Origin of the sequence: Candidatus Methylomirabilis sp. (assembly GCA_036000645.1) — a bacterium.
GTDB lineage: Bacteria > Methylomirabilota > Methylomirabilia > Methylomirabilales > JACPAU01 > JACPAU01.
The window spans coordinates 1-14,607 of the sequence record DASYVA010000161.1 but is presented as its reverse complement, the minus strand read 5'-3'; the positions used below and the strand labels follow the sequence as shown (position 1 = coordinate 14,607).

At 70.8% G+C, this 14,607-nt stretch carries 17 protein-coding genes; 10 read left to right on the top strand and 7 right to left on the bottom strand.

Annotated features, from left to right (window positions below; all coding sequences use genetic code 11):
• Together VGT06_09190 and VGT06_09185 are read left to right on the top strand one after the other, a co-directional pair.
• Nucleotides 1-1,536: bifunctional homocysteine S-methyltransferase/methylenetetrahydrofolate reductase (locus VGT06_09190; protein ID HEV8663297.1), on the top strand; the 1,536-nt coding region annotated here is incomplete at its 5' end.
• Nucleotides 1,537-1,544: 8 nt separating this feature from the next.
• Nucleotides 1,545-1,973, top strand: coding sequence for a hypothetical protein (locus tag VGT06_09185; GenBank protein ID HEV8663296.1), 429 nt, complete (start codon nucleotides 1,545-1,547; stop codon nucleotides 1,971-1,973).
• Between the two features lie 29 nt (nucleotides 1,974-2,002).
• On the opposite strand, the gene VGT06_09180 is transcribed toward VGT06_09185, so the two are convergent.
• Nucleotides 2,003-2,272 carry a hypothetical protein gene (locus VGT06_09180; GenBank protein ID HEV8663295.1) on the bottom strand — a complete coding sequence of 90 codons (270 nt, stop codon included), beginning with the start codon at nucleotides 2,270-2,272 and terminating at the stop codon, nucleotides 2,003-2,005.
• Nucleotides 2,273-2,437: 165 nt separating this feature from the next.
• Between VGT06_09180 and VGT06_09175 the strand changes: the two genes are divergently transcribed.
• Nucleotides 2,438-3,067, top strand: a complete 630-nt coding sequence (locus VGT06_09175; GenBank protein ID HEV8663294.1) for an ABATE domain-containing protein — start codon at nucleotides 2,438-2,440, stop codon at nucleotides 3,065-3,067.
• A gap of 61 nt (nucleotides 3,068-3,128) precedes the next feature.
• Nucleotides 3,129-3,380: a hypothetical protein gene (locus tag VGT06_09170; GenBank protein HEV8663293.1), complete on the top strand. Its 252-nt coding sequence runs from the start codon at nucleotides 3,129-3,131 to the stop codon at nucleotides 3,378-3,380.
• 147 nt (nucleotides 3,381-3,527) lie between these two features.
• On the opposite strand, the gene VGT06_09165 is transcribed toward VGT06_09170, so the two are convergent.
• Together VGT06_09165 and VGT06_09160 are read right to left on the bottom strand one after the other, a co-directional pair.
• Nucleotides 3,528-3,824 (bottom strand): hypothetical protein, encoded by a 297-nt coding sequence (locus tag VGT06_09165; protein HEV8663292.1) that lies wholly within the window; start codon nucleotides 3,822-3,824, stop codon nucleotides 3,528-3,530.
• A 98-nt stretch (nucleotides 3,825-3,922) separates the two neighbouring features.
• Nucleotides 3,923-4,552, bottom strand: a complete 630-nt coding sequence (locus VGT06_09160; protein HEV8663291.1) for a MaoC family dehydratase — start codon at nucleotides 4,550-4,552, stop codon at nucleotides 3,923-3,925.
• A gap of 147 nt (nucleotides 4,553-4,699) precedes the next feature.
• Between VGT06_09160 and VGT06_09155 the strand changes: the two genes are divergently transcribed.
• Together VGT06_09155 and VGT06_09150 are read left to right on the top strand one after the other, a co-directional pair.
• Nucleotides 4,700-5,638, top strand: a complete 939-nt coding sequence (locus VGT06_09155) for an alpha/beta fold hydrolase (protein HEV8663290.1) — start codon at nucleotides 4,700-4,702, stop codon at nucleotides 5,636-5,638.
• A gap of 78 nt (nucleotides 5,639-5,716) precedes the next feature.
• A complete protein-coding gene (locus VGT06_09150) occupies nucleotides 5,717-6,751 on the top strand; it encodes a radical SAM protein (protein HEV8663289.1) in 1,035 nt (344 codons plus the stop codon).
• A 65-nt stretch (nucleotides 6,752-6,816) separates the two neighbouring features.
• Here the strand turns inward: VGT06_09150 and VGT06_09145 are convergent, their stop codons facing one another.
• Both VGT06_09145 and VGT06_09140 read right to left on the bottom strand, forming a co-directional pair.
• Nucleotides 6,817-8,115 carry a radical SAM protein gene (locus VGT06_09145; GenBank protein HEV8663288.1) on the bottom strand — a complete coding sequence of 433 codons (1,299 nt, stop codon included), beginning with the start codon at nucleotides 8,113-8,115 and terminating at the stop codon, nucleotides 6,817-6,819.
• A gap of 82 nt (nucleotides 8,116-8,197) precedes the next feature.
• Nucleotides 8,198-8,671, bottom strand: coding sequence for a hypothetical protein (locus VGT06_09140; protein HEV8663287.1), 474 nt, complete (start codon nucleotides 8,669-8,671; stop codon nucleotides 8,198-8,200).
• Between the two features lie 148 nt (nucleotides 8,672-8,819).
• Here VGT06_09140 and VGT06_09135 point away from each other — a divergent pair, with 148 nt between their 5' ends.
• Nucleotides 8,820-9,011: a DUF1931 domain-containing protein gene (locus VGT06_09135; protein HEV8663286.1), complete on the top strand. Its 192-nt coding sequence runs from the start codon at nucleotides 8,820-8,822 to the stop codon at nucleotides 9,009-9,011.
• A gap of 72 nt (nucleotides 9,012-9,083) precedes the next feature.
• Here the strand turns inward: VGT06_09135 and VGT06_09130 are convergent, their stop codons facing one another.
• The gene (locus tag VGT06_09130; protein HEV8663285.1) at nucleotides 9,084-10,277 is read right to left on the bottom strand and encodes an FAD-binding oxidoreductase; all 1,194 of its coding nucleotides are present in this window, start codon (nucleotides 10,275-10,277) and stop codon (nucleotides 9,084-9,086) included.
• A gap of 277 nt (nucleotides 10,278-10,554) precedes the next feature.
• Here VGT06_09130 and VGT06_09125 point away from each other — a divergent pair, with 277 nt between their 5' ends.
• The 3 genes from VGT06_09125 (at nucleotide 10,555) to VGT06_09115 (ending at nucleotide 12,591) form a co-directional block, all read left to right on the top strand.
• Nucleotides 10,555-11,223, top strand: a complete 669-nt coding sequence (locus tag VGT06_09125; protein HEV8663284.1) for a PilZ domain-containing protein — start codon at nucleotides 10,555-10,557, stop codon at nucleotides 11,221-11,223.
• A gap of 133 nt (nucleotides 11,224-11,356) precedes the next feature.
• Nucleotides 11,357-11,587 carry a hypothetical protein gene (locus tag VGT06_09120; protein HEV8663283.1) on the top strand — a complete coding sequence of 77 codons (231 nt, stop codon included), beginning with the start codon at nucleotides 11,357-11,359 and terminating at the stop codon, nucleotides 11,585-11,587.
• Complete coding sequence (locus tag VGT06_09115) at nucleotides 11,584-12,591, top strand: galactose-1-phosphate uridylyltransferase (GenBank protein HEV8663282.1); 1,008 nt, start codon at nucleotides 11,584-11,586, stop codon at nucleotides 12,589-12,591. Before VGT06_09120 ends, VGT06_09115 begins: the two co-directional genes overlap by 4 nt.
• 32 nt (nucleotides 12,592-12,623) lie before the next feature.
• Here the strand turns inward: VGT06_09115 and VGT06_09110 are convergent.
• Nucleotides 12,624-14,607 (bottom strand): protein kinase (locus VGT06_09110; GenBank protein ID HEV8663281.1); only part of this gene is annotated, 1,984 nt, incomplete at its 5' end.

The following is a 14,607-nucleotide window of genomic DNA, read 5'->3' as shown; positions in this document are numbered from 1 at the left end:
GCGGGCCGGGAGGTCTTCATCGCCGGCTCCATCGGCCCGGTCGGGACGCTCACCGAGGCCCTGGAGGAGCCGAGCGTCACGGCCTTCACCGAGGCGTACCAGGAGCAGGCCCGGGCGCTCGAGGACCGGGGGGTGAACCTCTTCATGGTGGAGACCTTTCCTTCGCTCGCCGAGCTCCTCTGCTGCCTGCGGGCCCTCCGGGGGGCCTCCCGCTTGCCGGTGGTCGCCCAGCTCACCTTCACCGAGGAGGCCAAGACCCCGACGGGGGTGAGCGCGCGCGCCGCCGCAGAGGCGCTGCGGCCACTCCAGCTGGCGGCCTTCGGCCTCAACTGCAGCGTGGGGCCCGGGGACACGCTGGGGATTCTCCGGGAGATGGCGGCGGCGGCAGACGGCCACGCCCTCTCGGCTCAGCCCAACGCGGGGTTCCCCTCCCGGGTGGCCGGCCGGATCGTCTACCCCGCCTCCTCCCCCGAGTACTTCGCCAACTTCGCTCAGGACGCGGTCCGCCTCGGCGCTCGGATCGTAGGGGGCTGCTGCGGGACCGCGCCCGCCCACATCCGCGCGATGGCGGAAGCGGTCCGGTACCTGGGCCCGGCGCAGGCGGTCAGCGTCGCCGCTGCGCCGGAGGTGGCGGAGGAGATCCACGCTCCCTCGACCGAACTCTCGCCCTTCGCCCGGAAGCTCCGGGCGGGGACCTTCCTGCGCCTGGTCGAGCTGGACCCGCCCAAGGGGATCGTCCTGGACCGGGTCCTGGAAGCGGCGAAGGGGCTGAAGGAGGCGGAGTGCGTGGACGCGGTGGACATCAACTCGGGGACGCTCGCGCGCATCCAGCTCGATTCCCTCATGATGGCCATGGCCATCGAGCGGCGGGTGGGGATCGAGACGGTCCCGCACCTGACCACCCGGGACATGTCGGTCATGGGGCTGCAGTCCGCTCTGATGGGAGCCTGGGCGGTGGGGGGGATCCGGAACATCCTGGCGATCACCGGGGATCCGCCGGCCATCGGGGACTACCCCCAGGCCCGCGGGGTCTTCGAGGTCGACTCCATCGGCCTCGTCCAGCTCATCCAGCGGCTCAACCAGGGCCTGGACCACGCCGGAAAGGTCATCGGACCCCCCACCGCGTTCACGGTGGGCGTCGCGCTCAACCCGACGGCGCAGGACCTGGAGACGGAGCTCAGGCGATTTGAGCAGAAGGTGGCGGCCGGAGCCCAGTTCGCCATGACCCAGCCCCTCTTCGCCCCGGAGCTCTGGACGGATTTCCTGAAAATCCTGGGAAGGCCCCCCATCCCTATCCTCGTAGGGGTCTGGCCGCTCGCCTCCTACAAGCAGGCGCTCCGGCTCCACAACGAGGTCCCGGGGATCGTCGTGCCGGATCGGATCCAGGACCTGATGAAGCAGGCGGGACCGGAGGCCCGGGCCGAGGGCCTCCGGATCGCGCGCGAGGTGTACGCCGTCGTCCGGGAGACCGCCGCCGGCGTCTACGTGATCCCGCCCTTCCACCGCTACGAGGAGGCCCTGGCCGTCCTGGCCTAGGGAGGCCCGTGACCCGGCCCTGGCTGCGGCTGAGTGTTTCCCTGACGATCCTGCTGTTCGCGGCCGGTGCGGCGGCGGCCGCCGAGGATGACCTCCGGACCCTCGTCCTCCTGCACGTCATCAAGCGGGAGGCGCTCTTCTTCAGCGGGCGGACGGGGAGCTGGACGGTCGTCCGGCTCGACTCGGGGGAGCGGGTCGTGAAAACGGGGGCCGACGGCGCCGTGGCCGTAGTCCTCACCAGCCGCCGGGCGATCGGGTTCTCGGCCCTGCTCGGCCAGGTGGACGAGGTCCCCGTTCCGGAGGAGGAAGGGCTCGAAGCGTTCCGGGTCTCCGGGGAGGTGGCCAGCGTCCTCACGCGACGGCGGGCCTTCGGGTTCTCGGCGCAGGCCGGGCGATGGGCAGAGGTGCAGCGATTCCAGCTCGGCGCGACGCCCTGAGCCGGCACCCCAGTGGAAGCCCTCTCGCGCTACTTCAGGAGGAGCCCCACCATCCGCTCGATCGTCCACACCGCTCCCAGAATCCCGGCCGGCACTCCCAGCGTCCCGGCCACGGCCAGGGCCACGAGACCGGCCACCCGGGAGGCGCGGGCCGAGTTCCAACCGGCCAGCGTGCCGCTCAGGACCGCCCGCTCGTCCCCTGTCACCTGGGACCGGCGTGCGGCAGCCTCGGCCATCTGCCCGGCGACCTCACGGGCCCGCTCGGCCAGGACGTGCTCCAGATAGAACCACCCTGCCATGATGACCCTCCCCGCGGCTCCCCCGCCCGTTCGTTGCCCTTGCCGACCGCCATATATCCTGCTATACTCTTTATGCAGGTTAGAGACTATGCTATCCCTGTATAACCTGTCAATAGAATTGTAATGGTTAGTTCCACCGGCAGGCGGGCGCGCAAAGGAGGGGGGATGCAATCTGGTTCCCCGGCACCCACGTTCGACCTTTCGGGCGGCCGCGCGTGCCTCGACTTCGCCAACACCCTGTCCAACCGGCTCGCCAGCCACCCGAGGGAACGGCTGGTCGGCTATGGCGACCTGGTGGCCTGGAGCCGGCAGGCGGGCGTCGTGACGGAACGCGAGGCGCGGGCTCTCCGCCGGGAAGCCCAGCGGCACCCCGCAGAAGCCGCCGCGGTTCTCGAACGCGCCATCCACCTGCGGGAGGCGATCTACCGGATCTTCTCTGCGGTCGCAGCCGAGCGCCCGGCGGAGGGGGGCGACCTCGCCGCCTTGAACGCCGCGCTGGCCGACGCGCTGCCCCTATTGGGGCTCGTCCCGGCGGGAGATCGCTTCGCGTGGGAGTGGATGACGAATGGTCAGCGACTCGATCGGATGCTCTGGCCGGTGGCCCGGTCGACAGCGGACCTGCTGACTTCTGCGGAGCTGACCAAGGTCCGGGAGTGCGAGGCGGAGAGCTGCGCCTGGCTCTTCCTGGACCGGAGCCGGAACCGGAGCCGCCGGTGGTGCGACATGGGGGTCTGCGGCAACCGGGCCAAGGCCCGCCGGCACTACGAGCGGAAGAAGGGGGGCCAGGCCCGATAGCGCACAGCGTGGTCCCCGATCCTGAATGGAAGGCGGACTCTCCGAGACGCGGAGGAGCCCGATGGGGCTGGTAGCGCGAGCGGGCAGAGGGCTGCGGCGCGTTGCGCGCGGCCTGCTCAGTTGGGCATCGTTCGCGTGCATCCCGATCGGGATGGTGATGGTCGTGGCGGGGCTCCCGGGGCTAGGCGGGCTCTTGATCATCGGCGGGATCCTGGCCTACTTCCTCGTGGACCCCATCCTGTTCCTGCTCGATCTCGCCAGCCCAAAGGGGGAGGACAGGGAAGGGCGGGGCTCCGGCCAGAGGAAGCCATAACTCCCTCTCCTGCCAGCAGCCGAAAAGACCACGGCCGCCCGGATGGGCGGCCGTTGCGGTCTCTTCGGGGAGCCGGATCTGGTCTCCGCGGCCCGGGTCTTTCTGGGGACCGTACTCTACCGTACTCTATTGTTCAATGAGTGAGCCTTACGGAGCCGGGGGGCCGGGGGCTGGCCCTGGCATCTCCTTCGGCCCTGCCACCCCGTGGCGGGCCTCGAACTCCGCCCGGAGGGCCTGACGCCGGGCGCGGTACTCGCCCTTCAGACTCCTCAGGCGGCTGCGGAACTCCTGGTGAAGGACCCGCATCCGCTCGCGATACTCCTGCCGCACCTCCGGGCTTCCGCTCTGCGCTGCTGGCGGCCCCGCCTCCGGGGAAGCCCCAGTCGCCAGCAGGAGGGCCGCCGCAAGGCCGACCATCCGCCAGCCGTCCGTCCGGTTTCGCATCGTTGGCCTCCTGATCTGCTTCGGGCCGGGGTCCTTCCCCGCCCTACCCGCCTTAGACCCGGGCCTCCAGGAGCGGTTGAAACCCGACGGACCGCCCCTCACTCGGCCTCCACAGGGGGTTGCTCCACGGCAAGGGGCGGCGCGCTCCCGTAGACCTCCTTCAGCTTCTTCACCAGGGCCTGCCCCCGCACCACAATCTCCCCCCGATCGTTGCGGCACTCGAGGGCAACGCTGACGACCCCCTTCGCGTCGATTCCCGCGATGGTGCCGGTCGCCGTGATCCGGTCGCCGTGCCGAACAGGGGCGGTGAACTCCATCTCCTGCCGCAGGTAGACGCACCAGGGGCAGAGCTCCGCCAGGACGCCGGAGAACAGGCTCGCGGTGTGAAAGCCGTGGGCGATGCGCCCGCCGAAGCGCGTTCGCCCGGCCAACGTCTCGTTGAAGTGCAGGGGGTTGAAGTCGAGGGAGAGGAACCCGAAGAAGAGGGTCCCGGCGTCGGTGAAGGTCTTGGTGTGCGCCACGCGCTTGCCGGGATACACGTCCCCATGCCGCGGGGAGAGCGTGCCACCGCCGATCCCGGCCCAGGGATTCCCACTGACGCTCGCCAGGAAGCGGCCCACTGCCCGCCCCTGCTCCCACTGGATCCGCGCGACCTCTCTCCAGAGATCCTGGTAGCCCGTGAGCGGCCCCAGGGTAAAGGCGGCCCATGCCCGAATGAGCTCCTGCATGCAACCCTCCTCGGCTACTCGTCCGGTGCAAGCCGTCCTGCCGCTAGACTGCAGAATCCATACCACGACGCTATGGTATCCTACAATGAAATGAACAGACGCATCGTCGGTACGAAACTTGCTCGTTACTCAACCACCATGGACCAGATGGCCACATCTGAGGCAAAGCCCCGGATTCTCCCGCTTAGCGGCAACGCCCTGGCGCGGGGGAACGGCAGGGGGGAAGACGGGGCTTCCCGCCCCGCCTCCCATTTCGTGGAGGGGGGAACGGTCCGGCTGCATTACCTCGTCACACCGCCCCGGCACGCCACCAGCCCCGTTCTGCTCTTGATCCACGGGACGGGCGGCAACGCCGCGTCCTGGACGTACCAGTTGCGTGGTCTCCGGGACGCCGCCCGTCCCCTGGCGGTGGACCTGCCCGGCCACGGCATTTCCGGGCGGATCGCCTCCCCCTCCATCCCCGGCTACGCCGCAGCGGTGGCGGAGACGATGGCCCACCTCGCGCCCGGTCGGTTCTTCGTGGCCGGGCATTCCCTGGGAGGGGCCGTGGCGCTCGAGCTGGCCCTCCGGTACCCGGGGCGGGTCCGGGGCCTCATCCTGATCGCCACCGGCGCGCACTTCCCGGCTCTGGCCGCGACCCCGAACCTGTTCCTCCTTCCGGCCGCGGTGGCGCCGGGGAAGTTCCGTGACCTGTTCCTGGGGGAGGGGGTGAGCGCGGAGGCGCTGGCCCTCGCGCGGGCTGCGGTCGCCGGGTGCCCCCCCGACATCATTCGGGCCGACATCGGCGCCGCGAAGGCGTTCGATGTCCGGTCCGCCCTTTCCGGCCTGCGTCGCCCCACCCTCATCCTCTGCGGGACCGAGGACCACATCACGCCTCCCCGCTATGCCACCTGGCTCCAGGAGGGTCTCGCGAACTGTGAGCTCGTCCTGATCCCGGGGGCGGGCCACATGCTCCCGCTCGAGCGGCCGGAGCAGGTCAACGCCGCCCTCGCCCGCTTCCTGCGCGGCCAGCGCCTGCTCCGGCGCCTCCTCCGCGGCGCCGGACGCGCGGCCGCCTTCCTCCTCCGCCGTCGCGCGGGGCGCTAGCCCCGCCGCCGTCCTCTGGCCCCTCGCCGGGTCCCTGGAGCTTTACAAGGCCCGCGCTGAGGCGCTAGACTCCGGCCCATGCTGCCGTCCTACCTGCCGCTCAGCGAGAGCGGGGAGTTGGCCCGCCGGGCCGAGCGCCTCTCGGCGATGCTCGGCGCCTGTGACATCTGCCCCAAGGACTGCCGCGTCAACCGCCTGCGGGGCGAGGTGGGGTTCTGCTGGAGCGGGGCGGATGCGGTGGTGAGCGCCGTCGTCCCCCACTTCGGCGAAGAGCCCTGCCTCACGGGAACGGGGGGGGCCGGCAATATCTTCTTCGGCAACTGCAACATGCGCTGCGTCTACTGCCAGAACTGGCAGATCAGCCAGGACTGGAAGGGCCAGCGGCGCAACACGGTCCCGGTCGAGGGGCTGGCGAAGGCCATGCTGGCCCTGCAGGAGCGGGGATGCCACAACATCAACCTGGTCTCCCCGACCCACTTCGTCCCGCAGATCGTGGCCGCCCTCGCCCTGGCCGCCCCCCGGGGGCTTCGCCTCCCGCTGGTCTACAACACCAACGCCTATGACAGCGTGGCGGTCCTCCGCCTCCTGGACGGGATCGTGGACATCTACCTGCCGGACCTGAAGTACAGCGACAACGCTGCGGCGAAGGAGTACTCGGTCGCGGGGAACTACGCAGAGGCCAGCCGGACCGCCCTGAAGGAGATGTACCGGCAAATGGGGCCCGACCTCCTCCTGGATGAGGCGGGCCTCGCCCGCCGGGGACTCATCATCCGGCACCTGATCCTGCCCAATGACATCGCGGGCAGCCGCGAGTGCCTGCGCTTCGTCGCCGAGGAACTCTCCCCGGCCGTCCATCTGAGCATCATGGCCCAGTACTACCCGACGAACAAGGCCGGCCGGAAGGACCTCATCAGCCGGAAAATCCGGGCGCGGGAGTACGCCGAGGTCCTGGAGATGCTGGAGGAGTTCGGCTTCGAGAACGGCTGGACCCAGGAGTTTGCCGCCACCGACATCGGCCGCCCCGACTTCGCCTCCGCCGCCCCCTTCGCTTGGGAGGGGGGCTCCGCCCCCGTCACGCTCACCCTCCCGCGCGGGGCCAGTCCCACCCCCTAGAGACGGATCCCCCGGAATTGGCGGGCCTTCTCCCCGCCGCAAACGCTGGCGCGGGGCTCCCGATGTCAGGCGGCTTCGCGGATGACGTCCATGAAGGCGCTCACGGAGAAGATCGCCCGGCCGATGCCGGGTGGCCCGTAGCCGGGGGGGACGGGAAGGCGATGCCTGGCGTGGGTGTCCCGCCACGTCTGCAGCAGGCGGGCGTGGTATTCCAGGGGTGCCCCGCCCTGGGTGCTCCCCAGGAGGGAAAGGGGCTCGGGGCACCAAGTGGTGAAGCGGGGGCAGACCCCGTGGGACATGAAGAACTCCAGGCCCTCGGCGGTGGAGGCGATCGCCTCCTCCACCGTGGGAAAGCCGTGGGGCTTGGACATCTCGATCCCGGCCACGAAGTTGGGGATGACCTTCTCCGGCCCGAAGACGGTGGCGGCGTCCAGGATTCGCCGGATCCACTCGTCGCGGCCGATGTAGCGGGCCTTCCCCGGGCAGATGAGGTCGAAGAGGCGCCGGTCCCAGACCTCGTAGTTGGGGTGGTAGATCTGGACGCCGGCGTCCTTGAACTTCTGAACCTGATCCTTGGGCAGGGCCTGGACCACCATCTTGCTGATCCAGCGCCCCGGGAACTTCGCCTCGACGGCCGCGGGGTACTGGGCGTAGAAGTCCACCTCCGCCTTGCCCTGGAGGCTCCCGGTAATGCTCCCCCCGGTGACCGTGTAGGCCCCGCTGGCCGTGTCGGTGGCGGCGATGGCCTCCAGGGCCTCCAGGACCTCCGCCACCGTCTTCACCTGGGTGTAGGGTCGGCCGGCCTTCACCTGCTGGCGGTAGTTCTCATTGATATCGCAGAACTGGCACTCCTCCTGCTTCCCGAAGTACTGGCACAGCCGGAAGACGGTGAGGTAGATCAGGTACCCCCACTCGATAGTCGGGGCGATCTCGTGCAGCGGCTTGCCGTTTTGGGCCGTTCGGGCGTAGTAGGCGGGCGCCCGCTGGTAGGCGACGTGCGCGAGCGGAGTTCCCTCCAGCGTGAGCGCCAGCTGGCCATCCCGGAGCTCGACCCGGTAGGGGGAAGACGGGTTCACCCGGACCGAGACGATCACCCGCCGGAAGCGCCACGGACCCCCCTCGAGGGCGATCTCCTCGGGGGCCCGGAGGTGCTCCTCCTGCTTCATCTGGACGATCGGAATGAGGTCAAAGGAGAAGATGAAGTAGGTCTTCGGCTTGAAACCGGTCGCGATCCGAAGGGCGTCCTCGCTGAAGGCGAGCCCCGTGCGCAGGAGGTCCTCCTTGACGAGGGCCTCCGCCGGCAGGTCCGGGAAGCGCTGGACGAGCGCCTCGACCTCTGCGAGCCGGGTCTGCGGTTCGGTCACGCGCACGGGCTTCCTTTCAGGAATCCCCGGAGCGACCCGGGCGGCCGGCGGCGCCCCGGGCGCGAGGAGCGGCGGGGAGCGGCTAGCTCGGCCAGCCGATGTACTGTCCGTCTTCCCACAGCTCCACCATCCGGGCCAAGATGGCCAGGCGGTCCTCGAAGCGGTCGCGCTGGGAGAGGTTCCGGTCGCGCGACCAGACCTCGTCCAGCACCGGACGCTCCGGCTCCTCGAGCGCGGTGTAGGCCTCCCGAAGGCGCGCGAGGGTGGCCCGGTTGCACCCCTGGAGGTTTGAGGCTGGGACGATGAGGGGCTGGGGGTTATCCTGCAGATGCCCCCAGTGCAGGCAGTCCCGAATGTTGATCCCGATGAGGACCCGGGCCAGGCGGGCAAACTCCATGAACCACTCGGTCGTCCGCTGGCAGACGAGGCAACCCGGGCAGCCATCTTGGGTGACGACGGCCGTGTAGCCGCGGCTCAGGGGCCCGTCGGCCAGGACCCAGCCCACCGCCCGGTAGTGGTGGAATCGCATCTGGAGGCGAAGAGAACTCCCGCGCATCAGCGTCGACCCTCGGTGAAGGGCCTTAGTCTACCGGAGGCGGCCGGTGGACGCAAGGCGTCCGCAAGGGGCTTTACAAGTCCCGGCGCCGTGGGGTATACAGGGGCGGGTTTTTGGCTCCCACACCTTTGCGAAGGAGGGATGACGGATGGCGAAGCGGGCAGGCAAGGGGGGCGATCTCATCATCTCCAAGAGCCGGACGAAGGACGCCGTCAAGAAGTGCAACGTCGCCAGTGACTTCTACGCTGCCCTGGACCGGAAGGTGCGCGAACTCCTCGTCGGGGCCGAGCGGCGCTGCCTGGACAACAAGCGGAAGACCCTGAAGCCCCAGGACCTGTAGGCCTCATTCCCAAGGCCGCCCACGCCCCCGGGCCGAACAGCCCGTGGGCGTCGGTGTTTCGGGGGGGTCTGGCTAGATCTTGTGGCCGAAATCGGCCGGCAGGCGGTACTCGTGCTGGCCGCGGATCGGGTCGCCCTCCGCATAGCGGCTCCACCGGAACGGCCGGAGATCCACCGTCCGGGCGCGCCCGTCCAGGATCAGCTCGCTCAGGCAGGCCCCGACGGCAGGGGCCTTCTTGAACCCGGTCCCGCTGAAGCCGGCCGCGACGAAGAGACCCCGGACGGTCGGCACCTCGTCCAGAATCGCCCGGGTGTCCGGGCTCATGTCGTAGATGCCGGCGTGGCCCCGAACGTAGGGGGCGTCCCCCATTGCCGGAAGACGGCGGGCGAGCTTCGCCCGGGCGACCAGGAGGAACTCCGGGTCGTTCGCCTGTTCGTACGCGTCCGGATCGGCCGGCCCTTGCCCGTTCCAGAGGCCGACCCCGACCAGGGTGAGGTCGTCCCGGGCCGGCCGGAAATAGGCACCGACCGCCCCATCGATGACCGTGGGGTGGCCCGCCGCCAGCAGGGGCGGCCTGCGGAAGGCGGCGAGCTGAGCCCGGTGCGGGGTGATGTGCAGCTCGGCCCCGGCCGTTCGCAGGAGCCGGGGGGTCCAGGGGCCGGTCAGGAGGACGACGGTCGGGGCGTCCACCGGTCCCCGGGTCGTCTCCACCCCCGCGATCCGGCCCGCCCGGGTCCGAAGCGCCAGGACCTCCGCGCCCACCTCGAGGCGTGCTCCACGGGCCTGGGCCTGCTCCAGGAAGGCCCGCGTCGTGGCGATGGGATCGGCGTACCCACTCTCGGGCTCATAAGCGGCGAGGGCCAGGTCCTCCGTCGCCAGAGCCGGAGCCGCGGCTTTCACCTCCGCGGCGGTCAGCACCTCCGTCTTGGCCCCGAGGCCCTGGAGCATCGCGACGTTCCGCCGGAGCGCCTCGGCGTCCTCCGGCAGGACGGTCATGACGAAGCCGGTTCGGGTGAAGCCGCAGTCCCCGCCGACGGCGTCCCCCCAGTGCTGGTAGACGGGGAAGGAAGCGATGGCCATCCGGGCTTCCGGCTCGTTCGTGTAGTGCATCCGGATGAAGGCCGCAGACTTCCCGGTGCCGCCGGCCGCGATCCCCGTCTTCTCCAGGACGAGGACCTGGCGCACCCCAGCCCGGGCGAGGTGAAAGGCGACACTCGCCCCCATCACGCCGGCGCCGACCACCACTGCACCCGCCGTCCGCTGCATCGCCGCCCCTTTCTCTCCCCTGTGCGTGGCCGCTCCGGCCGGTCCGCATCATAACACGCACATTGGGAGTTTTCCCCCCCGGAGCGGAACGGCGATCCCCACCGCCTGGAATGCGGGGGGAATGATCCCTGTCGCTGCCCCCCGATCTTCCCAGGACTTACCCTCTGGAGCTTCAGGTCCCGCGCGAAGAGGGGGGGCCTGGCACCGGCTTTGCTGCTGGCGGATCCTGTCATCTTTTTCATAGTCCCCATCCTGCGGTTCCATAGAGGAGGCAGTCATGAGCCCGATGTTCGCGCGGCGCCACCCCCGCACGCAGATGTACCTCCCGAGCCGCTGCACGGCCCTGCTCTCCCGCGACCGGACGGTCCCGCTGGACGGGAAGGTCGACACGGTGGGCTGCGGGGGCCTGCGCTTGCTCCTGCCGACCCTCCTCAAGCCACCAACGCCCGTCACGGTCTCGCTTGCCGGGGAGCACTCCCTGCGGACCCGCGTGGTCTGGGCCGGGCCGACGCGCCGAACAGACCTGGGGATCGTCGTTCCCCACGGGCTCCGGTTCCTGGAGGACATCACCGAGTTCACGTTCGCCGATCTCCTGAGGTCCCTCGGCGAGAGGGCCCAGGTCCAGCGCAGTCCGCGCTTGCCCGTCCGGCTGGGCGTCCAGGTGATGCTGGGAGAGACCTTTCAGCCGGCCACGACGCTGAACCTGAGCGCGACCGGCGCCTTCCTCGCCACGCCCACCCCTTCCGCCGCCGGCGAGGAGCTTCTCCTGCACCTCACCCTCCCCGGGAGCCAGCGCCCCCTGTACCTGTCGAGCCACGTCGTCTGGCAGAACAGCCTCCGCAGCAGCAACGGGTTCCAACCGGGGATGGGAGTGACCTTCGGCAACATCGGTGCGCAGGAGGCGACCGCCCTGCGACAGTTCCTCCAGCCCATCCTGGCCCGGTAGCGGCACCTCCTCTCCGCGCTCTGCCGCACCTGCCCCCCGCCTCCGCCTCCGGCATTGCGGCACTTCCCCGTCTGTAATAGCATGCCCCCGACGGGGTTCGGCCCGGCCACTCGCACTCTCCCCGAGAGGTGCCATGCCCCCTCCGCCGCCGCGTTCTCGCCGGGGGGGCCGCGCGCCCCGCGCCGTCCGCCGCGGCCGGCGCCGGGGCCGCTCCGGCCCCCGCAAGCGTCTCGTCCTCTTCCTCCCCGCCGACCTCGTGAAGGCCCTGCAGGGTGAAGCCGCCGCGCGCACCGAGTCCCTCGAGGCCATCCTGGAGGCCCTCCTCCAGCGTGGCCTGCGTGCGGGGCGGGACGCGCTCCCGTGAGCGGCGGCGGCCGCGAGATGCGCCTGGATCCCACCACCCGGGCCTGGATCCTGGTCGGGAAGGCCCCTCAGGAGCCGGAGGGGAAGCAGGCCTCGGAGGGCTGCCCCTTCTGCCCCGGCCGTGAGGGGGAGACCCCTCCCACCATCGCCGCCATTGCGGGTCCCGACGGGGCCTGGCGCGTCCGCTGCTTCGCAGACCGCTCCCCCGTCTTCCGGATCGAGGGTCCTCTCGACCGCACCGGGGAAGGCCTCTACGACCGGATGCGCAACGTGGGGGCCCATGAGGTCATCGTCGAGTGCCGCGAGCACGGCCGGCGCCCCCCCCAGTTCCACGATGCCGAGCTCGCCGACGTCTTCCGGCTCATCCAGGCGCGCGTGAGCGGCCTGCACCGGGACCCCCGGTTCCGCTACGTCCTCCTCTTCCGCAACCAGGGCCCGCTGGCCGGCTCCCTCATCGACCACCCCCATTCCCACCTGGTCGCGACTCCGGTGATCCCCCGGCGGCTGGAGCAGGAGCTGCGCTGGGCGAAGCAGCACTTCGACTACAAGGAGCGTTGCCTCGCCTGCGACATGCTCCACCAGGAACTGCGGGATGGCCGCAGGCTCGTGGAGGTGAGTCCCACCTTCGTCGCCTTCTGCCCCTTCGCGCCCCGCTTCCCGTACGAGATCTGGCTCTTCCCCCGCCGTCACCAGCACGCCTTCGCCCGCTGCGCCCCGGACGGGGAGGCGGGTCTCCCCGGCTTGGCCGCCCTGCTCCGCCGGACGCTGGCCCGTCTCGAGCCTCTGGTGCCGGACTACAACCTAGTCCTCCACGATGCCCCCAACGAGCTGGCGGAGCGGCCGGCCGGGGAGTGGACCACGCTCGGGCAGGACTTCCACTGGCACCTGGAGATCCTCCCCCGGACGGCCCGCCTCGCCCGCCTGCACCGGGAGGAGGAGTTCTACGAGAACCCGCTGCCGCCCGAGGAGGCGGCTGCGGCGCTGCGGGAAGTCTCGGTGCAGTGAGGGGGACGGACGCGGAGGGACGCCGTGCAGCCCTAGCGGCTCGCGGAGGCGGGACGGGGGAGGATCTCAGCCAGGAACTCCCGGACCCCCTGGGGCCGCTTCGCGGGCTCCTTCTCCAGGCAGCGCTGGAGGGCGCGGCTGAAGCCCTCCGGGAGGTCCGGGACACGGGTGGAAGGAGACGGCGCCGGAGTGTGGAGGTGATGGTAGAGAACCTCCCCCTCCGTAAAGGGGGGGGCCCCCGTCGCCATGTGGTAGAGCGTGCAGGCCAGGGCATACAGGTCGCTCTGCGCGCCCATGCCCTTCCCCTGGATCTGCTCCGGGGCCATGTAGGGGGGGGTACCCCGGATCGTGGTGGTGGCCGCCACCGCCCGCTCCCGGGTCTTGGCCAGCCCGAAGTCCATGATCTTCACCGCGCGGCTTTTGCTCACCATGATGTTCGCCGGCGTGATGTCGCCGTGTACCACCCCGCGGGCGTGGGCGTGCGCCAACCCGGCCCCCACCTTCTGGGCCACGTAGAGCACCTCGCGCAGCCCGAAGCGCGGCCGCTTCCCGAGAAGGGCCATCAGGGTCTCCCCATCCACGTATTCCATGACGAGATAGAGACCCTGCCCGGTGTCCCCGGCATCGTAGAGGGTGACGATGTTGGGGTGCAGCAGCGAGGCGACGATCCGCGCCTCCCCGAGGAACTCCTCTACCCCCTTCGCGCTCGCCTGGATCGCGGTCGGGAGAACCTTGTAGGCGACGGGACGCTTCAGGAGGCTGTCCTCGGCCAGGTAGACGAGCCCCATGCCACCCCGCCCCAACTCCCGGATGATCTTGTACCGTTCCGGCTGGTCCGCCGCGGGCCGCGGGACACTCTGGGTCACGGCCCCGGCCCGCCGCTCCTGCAGGGCGGCGGTCCGGGTCTGGACATCCCGGTAGGTGAGCTGGAAGGCCATGACCTTCTCGTAGAGGGCGAGGGCCGCCTGCGCCTCGCCGCTCTTTTCGTGGGCGAGGGCCAGCAGGTAGTAGAGGTCCAGGGTCGCCGTGCTGATCGGATGGGCGGCCACGGCGCCCTCCAGTTTTTCCTTCGCCAGGCCGTACATCTCCGTCTCCAGGAAGATCTCGCCGAGGGCGGCGGTCGCCTCGAGGAAACGCTCTGAGGCGGCCGGCACCTGCTGCAGGGCGGCCACGGCGCCCTCGAGATCGCCCTGCTCCTTCAACAGCATCCCGGCCTCGGAGTGCTCCCCCGCCGCCGCGTGCGCGGCGACCGCCTTGGCACCATCGCCGGCCTGTCGGTAGAACTGGGCGGCCTCGGTGAAGCGTCGGGCCCGCTCGAAGGCGGCGCCGGCCTTCGCGGGGTCCCCCGAATTCCCGAACATCTCCGCCGCCTGGTCCAGGTCCCCCGCCAGGGTGAACATCTCCCCGGCCTTCTCGTACTCCTGCAGCCCGGCGTACAGCTCGCCAGCCCGGAAGTAGGCCGTCCCTTTGGCGAAGGCGGCGGCGGCCTCGGCGGGCCGCCCCTCCTCCAGAAGTTCCTCCCCCCGGATCAGCTCCACCTCGTCGCTCGCGCCGAGCGCTTCGGCCACCTGACGGGCCTTCCCGAACAGCCGATGCTTCTTGTAGAGGTCGAGGGCCTCGCGCAGCTTGCCTGCCTGGGCGAAGCAGTCGGCCGCCTCACGCTCCGCCCCGGCCTCCCTGAGGACCCGCGCGGCAAGCTCCGGAGCCCCGGCCTTCAGGTAGAGGGCGGCGCAGCGGCGAGCCATCTCCTCGATAGCTGCCTGGCCCTCCGAGTGGAGGTGGCCCCGCCCCCCCGCCCGCTGACGCTTCACCACTTGCTCCAGCAGCTCCGCAGCGCCCCGCGCCTCGCCGGCCCGCTCCAGCAGGGCGGCCGCCTCCTCCAGGCGATCCAACCGGCCCATCAGGGCGGCTGCCTTCCGGAACTCGCCGGCCCGCTCGTGGCAGCGGGCGGCCGCGGCCAGGTCCCCCGCCTTCTCGTAGAGGCCGGCCGCCCGGGCGAACTGCCCCATCTTCTCC

Coding starts and splice junctions, on each gene's coding strand:
- VGT06_09165 (HEV8663292.1), bottom strand. CDS start 3,824: ATGCGAAACCGGACGGACGGCTGGCGGATGGTCGGCCTTGCGGCGGCC.
- VGT06_09175 (HEV8663294.1), top strand. CDS start 2,438: ATGCAATCTGGTTCCCCGGCACCCACGTTCGACCTTTCGGGCGGCCGC.
- VGT06_09180 (HEV8663295.1), bottom strand. CDS start 2,272: ATGGCAGGGTGGTTCTATCTGGAGCACGTCCTGGCCGAGCGGGCCCGT.
- VGT06_09120 (HEV8663283.1), top strand. CDS start 11,357: ATGCCCCCTCCGCCGCCGCGTTCTCGCCGGGGGGGCCGCGCGCCCCGC.
- VGT06_09135 (HEV8663286.1), top strand. CDS start 8,820: ATGGCGAAGCGGGCAGGCAAGGGGGGCGATCTCATCATCTCCAAGAGC.
- VGT06_09140 (HEV8663287.1), bottom strand. CDS start 8,671: ATGCGCGGGAGTTCTCTTCGCCTCCAGATGCGATTCCACCACTACCGG.
- VGT06_09160 (HEV8663291.1), bottom strand. CDS start 4,552: ATGCAGGAGCTCATTCGGGCATGGGCCGCCTTTACCCTGGGGCCGCTC.
- VGT06_09150 (HEV8663289.1), top strand. CDS start 5,717: ATGCTGCCGTCCTACCTGCCGCTCAGCGAGAGCGGGGAGTTGGCCCGC.
- VGT06_09155 (HEV8663290.1), top strand. CDS start 4,700: ATGGCCACATCTGAGGCAAAGCCCCGGATTCTCCCGCTTAGCGGCAAC.
- VGT06_09170 (HEV8663293.1), top strand. CDS start 3,129: ATGGGGCTGGTAGCGCGAGCGGGCAGAGGGCTGCGGCGCGTTGCGCGC.
- VGT06_09130 (HEV8663285.1), bottom strand. CDS start 10,277: ATGCAGCGGACGGCGGGTGCAGTGGTGGTCGGCGCCGGCGTGATGGGG.
- VGT06_09125 (HEV8663284.1), top strand. CDS start 10,555: ATGAGCCCGATGTTCGCGCGGCGCCACCCCCGCACGCAGATGTACCTC.